At 67.4% G+C, this 11,229-nt stretch carries 10 protein-coding genes and 2 pseudogenes; 7 read left to right on the top strand and 5 right to left on the bottom strand.

Annotated features, from left to right (window positions below; all coding sequences use genetic code 11):
- A pseudogene (locus tag HMPREF0591_RS33470) lies at positions 1–338 on the bottom strand (hypothetical protein); the annotation flags it as partial.
- Positions 339–526: 188 nt separating this feature from the next.
- On the opposite strand from HMPREF0591_RS33470, the gene cmtR reads away from it, so the two are divergent.
- The 3 genes from cmtR to HMPREF0591_RS18905 all read left to right on the top strand — a co-directional run bounded on the left by cmtR (position 527) and on the right by HMPREF0591_RS18905 (position 3,614).
- Entirely contained in the window at positions 527–883 is a 357-nt protein-coding gene (gene cmtR / locus HMPREF0591_RS18915; RefSeq protein WP_007170255.1) for a Cd(II)/Pb(II)-sensing metalloregulatory transcriptional regulator CmtR, read from the top strand.
- 81 nt (positions 884–964) lie between these two features.
- The gene (locus HMPREF0591_RS18910) at positions 965–1,261 is read left to right on the top strand and encodes a DUF1490 family protein (protein WP_033718759.1); all 297 of its coding nucleotides are present in this window, start codon (positions 965–967) and stop codon (positions 1,259–1,261) included.
- A 64-nt stretch (positions 1,262–1,325) separates the two neighbouring features.
- Positions 1,326–3,614 carry a heavy metal translocating P-type ATPase gene (locus HMPREF0591_RS18905; protein ID WP_033718775.1) on the top strand — a complete coding sequence of 763 codons (2,289 nt, stop codon included), beginning with the start codon at positions 1,326–1,328 and terminating at the stop codon, positions 3,612–3,614.
- 53 nt (positions 3,615–3,667) lie between these two features.
- Here HMPREF0591_RS18905 and HMPREF0591_RS18900 read toward each other — a convergent pair whose 3' ends face one another.
- Positions 3,668–4,054: an ArsR/SmtB family transcription factor gene (locus HMPREF0591_RS18900; protein ID WP_007170252.1), complete on the bottom strand. Its 387-nt coding sequence runs from the start codon at positions 4,052–4,054 to the stop codon at positions 3,668–3,670.
- Positions 4,055–4,142: 88 nt separating this feature from the next.
- Here HMPREF0591_RS18900 and arsM point away from each other — a divergent pair, with 88 nt between their 5' ends.
- The gene (gene arsM / locus HMPREF0591_RS18895) at positions 4,143–4,943 is read left to right on the top strand and encodes an arsenite methyltransferase (RefSeq protein WP_007170251.1); all 801 of its coding nucleotides are present in this window, start codon (positions 4,143–4,145) and stop codon (positions 4,941–4,943) included.
- 101 nt (positions 4,944–5,044) lie between these two features.
- Positions 5,045–6,552, top strand: a pseudogene (gene arsB, locus HMPREF0591_RS18890) (ACR3 family arsenite efflux transporter).
- A 242-nt stretch (positions 6,553–6,794) separates the two neighbouring features.
- On the opposite strand, the gene HMPREF0591_RS18880 reads toward arsB, so the two are convergent.
- The 3 genes from HMPREF0591_RS18880 to HMPREF0591_RS18870 all read right to left on the bottom strand — a co-directional run bounded on the left by HMPREF0591_RS18880 (position 6,795) and on the right by HMPREF0591_RS18870 (position 8,773).
- Entirely contained in the window at positions 6,795–7,127 is a 333-nt protein-coding gene (locus HMPREF0591_RS18880; protein ID WP_007170248.1) for a YnfA family protein, read from the bottom strand.
- A 440-nt stretch (positions 7,128–7,567) separates the two neighbouring features.
- The gene (locus tag HMPREF0591_RS30370) at positions 7,568–8,338 is read right to left on the bottom strand and encodes a DUF2182 domain-containing protein (protein WP_007170247.1); all 771 of its coding nucleotides are present in this window, start codon (positions 8,336–8,338) and stop codon (positions 7,568–7,570) included.
- Positions 8,339–8,341: 3 nt separating this feature from the next.
- Positions 8,342–8,773: a heavy metal-responsive transcriptional regulator gene (locus tag HMPREF0591_RS18870; protein ID WP_007170246.1), complete on the bottom strand. Its 432-nt coding sequence runs from the start codon at positions 8,771–8,773 to the stop codon at positions 8,342–8,344.
- A 121-nt stretch (positions 8,774–8,894) separates the two neighbouring features.
- Here HMPREF0591_RS18870 and HMPREF0591_RS18865 point away from each other — a divergent pair, with 121 nt between their 5' ends.
- Positions 8,895–9,191, top strand: a complete 297-nt coding sequence (locus HMPREF0591_RS18865; RefSeq protein WP_033718771.1) for a DUF1490 family protein — start codon at positions 8,895–8,897, stop codon at positions 9,189–9,191.
- A gap of 55 nt (positions 9,192–9,246) precedes the next feature.
- Positions 9,247–11,229: heavy metal translocating P-type ATPase (locus tag HMPREF0591_RS18860; RefSeq protein WP_085981686.1), on the top strand; the 1,983-nt coding region annotated here is incomplete at its 3' end.

The raw sequence follows: 11,229 nt of genomic DNA, 5'->3' as shown, positions 1-11,229 counted from the left end.
TGATCGCCGCAGCGCAGCGCCATGCCCGACTGGATCGGTGTCACAGCGACGCTGCGCGCTTCGCGGTCAGGGATGCCGCGCGGATTCACCGCTGCTGGGCACGCAGCACCAGCCCGTTTACGCTGCCGCCTGCCCGCGCCGACGCCGACACGCACATCGGCGCCTACCCGGACCTGATCGCCTTGGCCGCCATCCTGGCCGGCGCTCATCGCCGGATCTGGGGCACCGCGCCAGCCACACCCGCCCGTGCCCGCGCCGTCGATGCGGTCTACGTCAACGTCAGCGCCCGGTTTCCCCAGCACCGCGACCAAACCCGCCCCATCGAACAGTGGATCCACGATCAACAACTCAGCGCCACCCGCCGCGCACACCACTTCGACGCGTGGAAACCACGACCAGGTCAATCCCCGCGATCACCGTGCCCGGCTGGGCCAGCTGGGCGGCGTCAGGGCTGACGGCGGCGTGTGGAGCCATGGCACAATTCAGCCCTTGCTGACATATCAGTATCGGCTGTACTGTTTGGTGCATGCTGACGTGTGAGACGCGGGAATCGGCGCTGGCTCGGCTGGGCCGAGCGCTGGCGGATCCGACGCGGTGTCGGATTCTGGTGGCACTGCTCGATGGGGTGTGCTACCCGGGCCAGTTGGCTGCGCAGCTGGGGTTGACACGGTCGAATGTGTCCAATCATTTGTCGTGTTTGCGGGGCTGCGGGCTGGTCATCGCGACCTATGAGGGCCGGCAGGTTCGCTACGCGCTGGCCGACCCTCACCTCGCCCGTGCTCTGGGCGAGCTGGTCCAGGTTGTTTTGGCGGTGGATACCGACCAGCCCTGTGTCGGCGAGGACGCCGCATCGGGCGCAGCCGAGGCCACCGTTGGTCGATGACCATCAGTGGCAGCGATCCGGTGACCTTGAAGATCGCGGTCGCTCAATCGTAGTGAGTTGGCAGAACAGAAGGGATAAGCAGTGGCTATACATGGGTTCGTGGCCAAAGCAGCCGGGACAGTGTTCACCGGGCTGGTCGGGGTGAGCGCCTACGAGGTGCTGCGCAAGGCGGTGGGCACGGCGCCGGTTCACCGGGCAGCGGTGACCGTGACGGAGTGGGGACTGCGCGGAACTCGGAGCGCAGAGGTAGCAGCGGAGTCGGCCCGGCTGAAAGTCGCCGACGTGGTCGCCGAAGCCCGCGGACGCATCGGCGACGATGCCCCTCGGCCGCCCGCCGCCAAGGCTGACGATGACGACTGCTGCCAAGTGATGGGTTAGCCGTTTTCACGGGGAAAGGTCGATTGTGCCTACTGCTGAGGTTTCCTCCGATCACGGGGCCGCGCTGGTTGTCGTGTCTGCGGGTGCGCGACGAATACGGGTGCGTGCTAACTGGTTTCGGTTCGACGCGGTGCGGGCTGTCGCGATCGAGGACTCGGTCGCCACGGTGGCTGGTGTGGATGCGGTCCGCGCGTATCCGCGCACGGCTTCCGTGGTGGTCTGGTATTCACCCGAGCGCTGCGACACCGCTGCCATTTTGTCGGCGATCGCCGCCGCCGAGCACATCCCTGCCGAGTCGGTGCCCGCCCGGGCGCCGCACTCGGTCGAGGGAGGCAACCCCGGTGTGGTGCAGAGAATCCTCGACTGGAGCGAGCGGACGCTATCCGGCGAGCAAGCTGACAGGGTTTCACAACGACCAGTGCAACGAAGCGATGGCTGCTGCGACCACGACGACAGCCACCCTGAGTCGGAGCGGCTGTGGGGCGTTGTCAAGCTGCGGCGGGCCGCGTTCTCCGGGGTGGTGCTGACAGCCTCACTGGTGACGGCGTGGCTGACTCCATTCGGGCCGGTGGCGTTGGGATTGAAAGTCGTGGCGCTCGCGGTGGGCGCTTCGACGTTCGTGCCCTCAACCGTTAGGCGACTGACCGAGGGCCGTGTCGGTGTCGGCACGTTGATGACGATCGCCGCGCTCGGCGCTGTTGGACTCGGTCAGGTCGGCGAGGCCGCGATGCTGGCGTTTTTGTTCTCCATCAGCGAGGGTTTGGAGGAATACGCGGTGGCCCGTACCCGCCGCGGCCTGCGTGCTCTGCTGGCGCTGGTGCCGGATCAGGCCACGGTCTTGCGCGCAGGTGTCGAAACCGTGGTGGCCGCAGCCGAACTGCGCGTCGGTGATCAGATGATTGTCAAACCCGGGGAACGCCTGGCCACCGACGGCATCATTGTTGCCGGGCGCACCGCCCTGGACGTCTCGGCGATTACCGGCGAATCGGTGCCGGTAGAGGCCGGACCCGGTGATGAGGTGTTCGCCGGGTCGATCAACGGGTCCGGAGTGCTGCAGGTGGAGGTCACCGCGACCGTTGAGGACAACTCGTTGGCGCGAATCGTGCAGATCGTGGAAGCCGAACAGGCCCGCAAGGGCGCCAGCCAGCGCCTGGCCGATCGGATCGCGCAGCCGTTGGTGCCGGGCATCATGATCGCCGGGGCGCTGATCGCCGGGACGGGCAGCATCTTCGGTAACCCGCTGGTGTGGATCGAACGCGCTCTGGTGGTGCTCGTCGCCGCGTCCCCGTGCGCGCTCGCCATCGCCGTGCCGGTGACCGTCGTGGCGGCAGTCGGTGCCGCCTCGAAGATCGGGGTACTGATCAAGGGCGGTGCCGCGCTGGAAGCCCTGGGCACCATCAGTGGGATCGCGCTGGACAAAACCGGAACTTTGACCGCCAACCGGCCCACCGTCATCGACATCGCCACCACCAACGACGCCACCCGCGAAGAGGTGCTGGCGGTCGCGGCCGCGCTGGAAACCCGCAGTGAACACCCGCTGGCCGCGGCCGTCCTGGCCGCTACCCAAGCGCCGGTGGCCGCCGCGAGTGACGTGCACGCCGTTGCCGGAGCTGGGCTGACCGGCCACCTCGACGGGCAAGCCATCCGGCTGGGCCGGCCCGGCTGGATCGACCCCGCCGACCTCGCCGATCACGTAGCGCACATGCAACAAGCCGGGGCCACAGCGGTGCTCGTAGAACGCGATGACCGGCTGCTCGGTGCCATCGCCGTGCGCGACGAACTACGCCCAGAAGCTCCCGAGGTCATCACCGCGCTACGTGCCGGCGGCTACCAGGTGACGATGCTCACCGGCGACAATCACGCCACCGCGGCGGCGCTCGCCGCCCAAGCCGGCATCGAGCACGTCTATGCCGAACTGCGCCCCGAGGACAAGGCTCACCTGATCGCAGAACTGGGCGCTCACCGGCCCACCGCGATGGTCGGCGACGGCGTCAACGATGCTCCGGCCCTGGCCGCCGCCGACCTGGGAATCGCGATGGGCGCCATGGGAACCGATGTCGCGATCGAAACCGCCGACGTCGCCCTGATGGGCCAAGACCTGCGGCACCTGCCCCACGCACTAGCACATGCTCGACGCTCCCGGCAGATCATGGTGCAAAACGTCGGACTCTCCCTGGGCATCATCACCGTGCTCATGCCGCTGGCGATGTTCGGAACCCTCGGCCTGGCCACGGTCGTACTGGTGCACGAGCTTGCCGAAGTCGTCGTCATCGCCAACGGCGTACGCGCCGGACGCATAACGCCTCTTGCGGGGCCAGCACGAGACACCCGGCGGCAGGACAACTCAAGGTAGCGGCGGCCGTCACTGAATCCGAGGCATCGCAGGTCAGGCCCTCAAGCGCTGCCTCAGCCACAACGACAACGGACAACAAACACCCCGCCGAGCGCATCCAGGGCCGCGGGCACCAGCCGGTAGTACGCCCACTTGCCGCGCTGGGTTCGGTCGAGCAGGCCGGCCTCGACCAGGATCTTGAGGTGATGCGACACCGTCGGCTGGGATAGCCCCACAGTAGCGGTCAGGTCGCATACACACGCCTCGGCGCCCTCATGGCCCGCGATCATTGACACAAGCCGTAGCCGGGTCGGTTCGGCCAGCGCCTTGAGCACGCCGGCCAGCCGCTCGGCGGCGGCCGCGTCGAGTACGCCGTCGGTGATCGGGCTGCAGCACGCCGCAACGTCAGCGACCAGCAACGAGTCATCGCGTTCGGTCGGGGAGGCGATCGCGGCGGGCATGGCCCCAGTATGACACACGCATTGACAGTCATCGATGTTTCCCGCACACTGCTCACATAGATGTCTGTCGATGGAAAGAGTAGGTGCGATGACCGCCGAACACAATGAGCTGCGTGATCAGGTCCGGGCCAGCTACGGCGCCGCCGCCACCGCGATCAGCGGGGGCGCTACCAACAGCGATGTGCTGACCGCCGCGAGCTGCTGCGGGTCCAGCGACTCAGCCGATATCGGGACCATCTTCGGCGCCGGTCTCTACGGCGACGACGAGCACTCCGAGATTCCCGCTGAAGCGGTTGCGGCCAGCCTGGGTTGCGGTAACCCGACCGCGGTCGCTGACTTGCACCCCGGAGAGCGGGTGCTTGACCTGGGTTCTGGCGGCGGGATCGACGTTTTGTTGTCGGCGCGCCGGGTCGGCCCGGACGGGTTTGCTTACGGCGTCGACATGACCGACGAGATGCTGGCCTTGGCGAGGCGGAACGCCGAAGAATTCCGAGCCAAGGCCGGTGTCACCAACGTCGAGTTCCGCAAGGGCACCATCGAAGACATCCCGCTGCCCGATGCCGCCGTCGATGTGGTGATCTCCAACTGCGTGATCAACCTGTCCGCCGACAAACCGGCCGTGATCGCCGAGATGTTCCGGGTGCTGGTCCCCGGCGGGCGGATCGGGATCTCCGACGTCGTCGCCGAAGACCACCTCAGTTCGGCCGAGCGCGCCGAACGCGGCTCCTACGTCGGCTGCATCGCCGGAGCGCTGTCCCGCCAGGAGTACCTCGACGGACTGGCCGCGGCCGGGTTCACCGATGCCACGGTCACGTTCACCCACCAGGTGGCCGAAGGGATGCACGGCGCGATCATCCACGCCACCAAACCCGCCGCATCGTCTGATTGAGACAGCCGCAGCGAACGACCGCGCCACCGCGCCCCGACCCACCTCACGTTGACAGCTGCCAGTGAAGCGGTACGCCGCTCGCGCCACGGGAGAGAAACCTCATGAGTGACACCGCCATATCGACTGCTGCACCCGCAGTGGCCGCCAAGCTGTCCACCCTGGACCGGCTCTTGCCGGTATGGATCGGGGTAGCGATGGCCGCCGGCCTGCTGCTGGGGCGGCTGGTGCCCGGCCTGGGCGCGGGCCTAAGTGCCATTGAGGTCGACGGAGTCTCGCTGCCCATCGCCCTTGGGCTGTTGGTGATGATGTATCCGGTGCTGGCCAAAGTCCGCTACGACCAGCTCGGCGAGGTCACCGCCGACCGCAAACTGCTGGCGTCCTCGCTGGTGTTGAACTGGCTGATCGGGCCGGCGGTGATGTTTGCCCTGGCGTGGCTGCTACTTCCCGATCTGCCCGAATACCGCACCGGGTTGATCATCGTCGGGCTGGCCCGCTGCATCGCCATGGTCATCATCTGGAACGACCTGGCCTGCGGGGACCGCGAGGCCGCCGCAGTGCTGGTCGCGTTGAACTCGATCTTTCAGGTTCTCATGTTCGCCGCGCTGGGCTGGTTTTACCTGTCGGTGCTGCCGGGCTGGCTGGGCCTGTCCCAGACCGGGATCGAGGTCTCCCCGTGGCAGATCGCCAAATCGGTGTTGATCTTCCTCGGCGTCCCACTGTTGGCCGGGTACCTGTCCCGCCGCCTAGGCGAACGCGCCAAAGGCCGCACCTGGTACGAGTCGCAATTCCTGCCCCGCATCGGCCCCTGGGCACTCTATGGACTGCTGTTCACCATCGTCATCCTGTTTGCCCTTCAAGGTGATCAGATCACCTCCCGGCCTTTCGATGTCGCCCGCATCGCGGTGCCGCTGCTGGCCTACTTCGCGATCATGTGGGCCGGCGGCTACCTGCTCGGCGCCCTCCTCAACGTCGGGTACGAGCGCACCACCACGTTGGCGTTCACCGCTGCCGGCAATAACTTCGAACTCGCGATTGCCGTCGCGATCGCCACCTACGGCGCCACCTCCGGGCAGGCCCTGGCCGGGGTCGTGGGCCCGCTCATCGAAGTACCGGTGCTGGTCGGACTCGTCTACGTGTCCCTGGCGCTGCGTACCCGCCTCTTCGGACCCGAGTCCCAATCACGCAGTGCCCGCTGATGGCCGACAAACCCAGCGTCCTGTTCGTCTGCGTGCACAACGCCGGTCGCTCCCAGATGGCGGCCGCACTGCTGATCCACCAGTCCGGTGGCCGCATCGAGGTCCGTTCCGCGGGCACCGAACCCGCCGACCAAGTCAACCCGGCGGCCGTTGCCGCGATGGCCGAACTGGGCATCGACATCACAGCCAACAGCCCCGCGGTGCTCACCGCCGACACGGTGCAAGCCAGCGACGTCGTGATCACCATGGGCTGCGGAGACACCTGCCCATACTTCCCGGGAGTCACCTACCGGGACTGGAAACTGCCCGACCCCGCCGGCCAAGCCCTTGAGGTCGTCCGCTCCATCCGCGACGACATCGCCAACCGCGTCCAGACCCTGATCGCCGAACTGCTACCTGGCACCACTACATAACCCAAACCCACAGTCACCGAAACCTGTTGCGCCACTGAGATCCCCCCGGGTTATCCAACGCGGCAACGGCCCATGAAATGCTGGTCGACTGTCTGGCCGTACCCGGGATCGATACGGCGATCGCTGAGCGTGCCGGCCCGTCTCCGTCACCGTCGATACTGATCGGCGGGGCCGAGGTGATGCGTCCCGATCCGCCCCCGATGGGTCGGTTTGGGCCTGCCCGGCCGCCACGTGATGCTGAGCTAGTGGCCGCGAGGGGCGTACATGATCACGGCAACGCCTACCAGGCAGGCCAGGGCGCCGATCACATCCCAACGGTCGGGTCGGAACCCGTCGAGGGCCATGCCCCACGCCAGCGAGCCGGCGACGAATACGCCGCCGTAGGCGGCCAAGATCCGGCCGAAATGGGCATCGGGCTGCAGGGTGGCGACGAACCCGTACATTCCTAGCGCGATGACGCCGAGTCCCGCCCAGAGCCAACCACGTTGCTCGCGGACGCCTTGCCAGACAAGCCAGGCACCGCCGATTTCGGCGACCGCAGCCAGGACGAATAACAGGATTGAACGCGCCACCATGATTGCTGATCTTAGGAGACCGTGCCGGGGCATCGGGGCGTCCCCGGCTTCCGGACGCGGCAGCCCCACAACCCGATCGTCGACCCGTGCGCGTACCCGTGACAGACACCTGCCCCGCACACCATACTCAGAGAGCCAACCCACGGGAACCGACGTGAACACGGCAATGCGTTGGCGTTCAAATCGAATGCCGCACTGCCGGTTCAGTCAGTTCTTCGAGAACTGGGCACTCGGCACTGGACCCGCTCACGCAGGCAGCACCGGCATCCTCGATCAACCCCGCAATACTGTGCTCAAGCGCACGGATCTGAGGCGCCGCAGGTCAAACGGCCAGCAGCGCCTCAGATCAAACGACAGCGGACAGCCAGATCAAAATGTCGCCGCTAAAGCGCAGGGGCGGGTGCGTGGTTGTGTCGTCGTCGTCATGACTTAACTCCTCGCTAGACAAGGTTGATGACCAACGCGGGGTGCACCAGCAGCACAACGCCAAGGATTACGAGCACCGCCCCCGTGACGCGCGTGAGCCAATCGCCGAAGGAGGCGACTCGCTCCAGCCAGATCACCACCGAGAGCGCCAGCATCCACGCCAATTGCATGGTGCCGAAGGCGATCATGACTACGAACAGCATCCAGCAGCTGCCCAGACAAAAGACGCCGTAGCGCCCACCGGCACGAAGCGCCCGGGCCGGGCTGTCGTGGTACTTGCCGCACGGCGGGGAAACCGACAATGGCCAGTAGCAGTGCCGCAGGCACGCTGCTTTCAGCGGCGTGAGCTGATAGATCCCGGCGGCCAGCGCTATGGCGCCGGCCAGGCGGCCGACCCACGGTGATCCGTGTGCCAGTGGCCCGTTGAGGTGGCTCCACGCCCAGAAGGCGGGGATCCCGGTGGCGCTCCACAGGGCCAGGTATCCGGCGACGAAGACGATCGCTGGAGCGGCGCTGCCGGTGGCGGCGCGGGCGTAGGCGCGAACGACGGGCAGGACCGCAGGAAGCATCATCGCGGCCATCATGGCCACCCACGCGATGAGGAAACCGGCGAACGACATCATTGGCGCGGTCTCCATGGGCATTCCTGGCTCGGTGTCCATAGACATGGCGTCGCCGGTCATGCTGACCACTGACCACCACCAGCCCACCCCCGCCACACCCAGCAGGGCGGCCGGCAACCACGCATCAGTCCATGACCACTCACGCATTTCGGTGCTGTTCATGGTCTAGTGGCCGGGACCGACGGTGGCGTCGGCATCCAGGTCGCTTTCCAGAATCCAGCACACCGTGGACTGGTCATGTTCGGTGGGCGCGGCGTGCGCCGCGTGGTCGAGAAGGGTCTGCAGGTGGCCTTCGAGGGCGACCAGTTCGGCGATCTGCGCGCGGACTTGGTCCAGACGGGTGTGCAGGACCTGTTGCACGTGCCCGCACGGCACCTCACCGCGGTCGTGGATCGCCAGGATTTGGCGCACCTTCTGCAAGGTCAGCCCGGCGGCTTGGCCCCGATGGATGAACCGCAGCCGATCCACGACCTCGGGCCCGTAGTCGCGGTACCCCGACGCCGTGCGTGCCGGTGGCGGGAGCAGCCCCGCGTTCTCGTAGAAGCGAATGGTTTTCGCGCTGGTATTGCTGAGTTTCGCTAGTTCGCCGATCTGCATGGAACCCATCCTTGACCTTCCACTGTACTGGAAGGTCAAGGATGGGTTCGTGTCGCTCCGCAGCGACCGTGGCCGACTGGTCACCGTTTGGCGGTGCAACGACGGGAAGGGAGTGCTTGGTATGGCGTGGCATGGGTTCTTGATGAAGGCGGCGCCCACGGTGGTAACCGGGGTGGTGGGGGTTGCGGCGTATGAGGCAGTGCGCACGGCCGTGGCGAAGGTTCCGTTGCGCACGGCAACCGTTGCTGTGACCGCGTGGGGCATCCGGGCCGCCCGCGAAGCGCAGCGCACGGCCGAAACGAACACGGAACAGATCCGATTGACGGTCGCCGACGTGGTTGCCGAGGCACGAGAGCGCGCCGGAGAGGACACCGAACCGGCGATCGTGACGAGCCCGGGCGACGGCCATGACGACTGAGGTCCTGCCGGCCGCCGACGCCACGGCGACGGTCGTATCGGACGCGTCCGGGCGGATGCGGCTGCGCATCACCGGATTTCATGTCGATGCGGTCCGGGCCGTCGCGATCGAGGAGACTCTGGCCACGGTGCCCGGTGTGCAGGCGGTGACGGCCTATCCGCGCACGGCATCGGTGGTGATCCAGTATTCGCCGCAGCGCTGCGACACCGCGGCGGTGCTGTCGGCGATCGGCGTAGCCGAGCACATCCCTGCAGAGTTGGTGCCCACCCGTGCCCCGCATTCCGGCGATGCGCGCACCCCCGGGGTGGTGCGCAAGGCCATCGGTGGACTCCGCCGATTACTGGGCGCCCGGCCCGATAGCGACGCGCCGCGCGACACCGAGGGTAGTGGCGGCTGCGGGCAGGGACAGGGCGGTGCGTGCGGCACGGCGTCCTCGGGTGAACTGAACAGGCGTGAGCAGCGGAACTGGTTGCGGCGGTTGTGGCTGGCCATGCCGTTGGCGCTGCTGGCGTCGGTGTCGACGATGGTGTTCGGCGCCTATCCGTGGGCGGGGTGGTTGGCGTTCGCGGCGACGGTACCGGTGCAATTCGTCGCCGGGTGGCCGTTCCTGCGCGGCGCGGTGCAGCAGGCGCGGGCGGGAAGCGCCAACATGGACACGCTGATCACACTGGGCACATTGACCGCATTCGGCTACTCCACGTATGAGTTGTTCGCCGGTGGCGCACTGTTCTTCGAGACGGCGGCGCTGATCATTGCGTTCGTGGTGCTGGGTCGCTATTTCGAGGCCAGATCCACGAGCAAGGCGTCGGAGGCGATCGGCAAGCTTTTGGAGATGGGCGCCAAGGAAGCCTGCCTGCTCGTCGGCGGGCAAGAAATTCTCGTGCCGGTTGATCAGGTACAAGTCGGAGACCTGGTACGGGTACGGCCTGGGGAGAAGATCCCGGTCGACGGCGAGATCACCGACGGGCGCGCCGTCGTCGATGAGTCAATGCTGACCGGCGAGTCCGTCCCGGTCGAAAAATCGGTGGGCGACCGTGTTGCCGGTGCGACGGTCAACATCGACGGGCTGCTGACCGTGCGCGCCACCGCCGTCGGCGCCGATACCGCGCTGGCGCAGATTGTGCGCCTGGTCGAGCAGGCACAGGGCGGCAAGGCGCCGGTACAGCGACTGGCTGACCGGGTCTCGGCGGTGTTCGTCCCGGCCGTCGTCGGGGTTGCCGCGGTGACGTTTGCCGGGTGGACGCTGATCGCCGCCAACCCGGTCGCCGGTATGACCGCCGCGGTGGCGGTGCTGATCATCGCGTGCCCGTGTGCGCTGGGCCTGGCCACTCCCACGGCGATCACGGTCGGCACCGGCCGCGGCGCGGAGCTGGGGATCCTGGTCAAAGGCGGCGAGGTGATGGAAGCGTCGAAGAAGATCGACACCGTGGTGTTCGACAAAACCGGCACGCTGACCCGCGCCCAGATGCGGGTCACCGATGTGATTGCCGGCAAGCGGCGCCAGCCCAATCTGGTGCTGCAGATCGCCGCCGCGGTCGAGTCGGGCTCCGAGCACCCCATCGGCGCGGCGATCGTCGCGGCCGCGCGCGAGCTGGGGTTGCAGATTCCGGCCGCCACGGCGTTCGCCAGCCTCGCCGGCCACGGGGTGCAGGCCCAGATCGACGGCCGCACCGTGCTGGTCGGACGTCGCACACTTGTCGACGACCACGAGCTGCTGCTGCCTGAGCACCTTGCGGCGGCGGCCGCCGAACTCGAAGAGCAGGGCCGCACCGCGGTGTTCGTCGGCCGCGACGACCACGTTGTGGGCGTGCTCGCCGTCGCTGACACGGTCAAGGACGACGCCGCCGACGTGGTCGCTCAACTGCACGCCATGGGCTTGCAGGTCGCCATGATCACCGGCGACAACGCGCGCACCGCCGCCGCGATCGCCACACAGGTCGGCATCGATCACGTCCTGGCTGAGGTGCTGCCGCAGGACAAGGTCACCGAGATCGAGCGGCTACAAGACCAGGGGCGGGTGGTCGCGATGGTGGGCGAC

This window comes from Mycobacterium parascrofulaceum ATCC BAA-614, assembly GCF_000164135.1.
GTDB lineage: Bacteria > Actinomycetota > Actinomycetes > Mycobacteriales > Mycobacteriaceae > Mycobacterium > Mycobacterium parascrofulaceum.
Note: the sequence above shows the minus strand (reverse complement) of the source record. Positions and strands in the feature narration are given on the sequence as shown.